Source organism: Nocardia sp. NBC_00881, from assembly GCF_045207455.1.
Lineage (GTDB): Bacteria > Actinomycetota > Actinomycetes > Mycobacteriales > Mycobacteriaceae > Nocardia.
The window spans coordinates 97,152-98,309 of record NZ_CP108798.1; the positions used below are offsets into that span (position 1 = coordinate 97,152).

The following is a 1,158-nucleotide window of genomic DNA, read 5'->3' on the forward strand; positions in this document are numbered from 1 at the left end:
GTGAATTCGCGTCTGCCGTGCAAGCATTGGGCATACAGCTGTGCGTTCGGCAACTGCGGGAGGTTTGTCATGGCGGAACGGACCGAGTTCGACCTCGATGCGCTACGGGCGGCGGCTTCGTACGGCGAAGAGGTGTGTGATGGGATCGCGTCCTTCAGTGCGCGCCTGAAAGACATACTGGGGGGGCTGCCCGAGGCTTGCGGTACTGGCAAACCCGCCGAAAAATTCCTCAATGGCAGCGAAGGTGAGCCAGGGGCCAAGGAGAGCAGCGACGCCACAGTGGAGGCGACTGAAGGCGTGCATAAGTCAGCCGTGGTGGTGCGCGATGCGGAACTCGACATAGTCAGCACGTTGGAACAGGCCGAAGAGGCATCGACGCGGGGGTTCGACTGACGCGAAGGTTCGGCTGGATGTAGGGGTGCTGAGGTAGGCGCACAGCCATTGGGCAGTGCGGATTCGAGATCGGTTGAGGGACTTCAGATGTGGAATGGGCGCGCCAAGGGCAACGAGTCCGGCATGGAGGCGATGCTGGGCGAACTGCAGGAGCAGTTGCGGCAGGTCACCGATGTCGCGCAACGGCGCACCGAGCTGACCGCCAGTGCGGTGACACGAGATAAGCGGGTCACGGTGACGGTGGATGCCGACGGCCATCTGACCGATCTCCAGTTCTCCGCCGATATCAAGCAGCTCAGTTATAACGAGATCGCGGCGGCTGTTGTCGCCGCCGCGCAGCAGGCGGTGGCGGAGGTGACTCGCCGCGGCGGTGAGCTGTTCGAGCCGCTGAACGAGAGCCGGGCCCGCATGCCGAAGCTTTCGGAGCTGATCGAGGGGCTGCCCGATATCGAGGATGACGCTGCATCGCGGCCGTCGGTAGCGGGTGCGCAGCCGAATACCGAAACCGTCGAAGAAATTTGGGACAGCACGCTGCCCGAGTCGAGCAACGCTTCGCCGGTAGCCGCACATCTGGATGACGAAGCTCTGGACCTGCGGATCGCAGATGCGGTCGACTTGCCAGAGTCGAGTGACACGTCCGTGGTAGTCGCATACCCGGATGTCGAAGCTTCGGAGCCGCGGTTCGAAGATGCGGTCGATCAAGAGCACATGGCCGGTGACACAGAGGGCTCTGAGGTCTCGGATCGCGGCTGGGGGTAGCCGCTC

2 protein-coding genes are annotated in these 1,158 nt (G+C 63.3%); both read left to right on the top strand.

All coding sequences use genetic code 11. From position 1 onward, the window contains the following. Positions 1-69 precede the first annotated feature (69 nt). Positions 70-393, top strand: a complete 324-nt coding sequence (locus tag OH799_RS00455; protein WP_406274074.1) for a hypothetical protein — start codon at positions 70-72, stop codon at positions 391-393. 87 nt (positions 394-480) lie between these two features. After that, the gene (locus tag OH799_RS00460; RefSeq protein WP_406274077.1) at positions 481-1,152 is read left to right on the top strand and encodes a YbaB/EbfC family nucleoid-associated protein; all 672 of its coding nucleotides are present in this window, start codon (positions 481-483) and stop codon (positions 1,150-1,152) included. Positions 1,153-1,158: the final 6 nt, after the last annotated feature.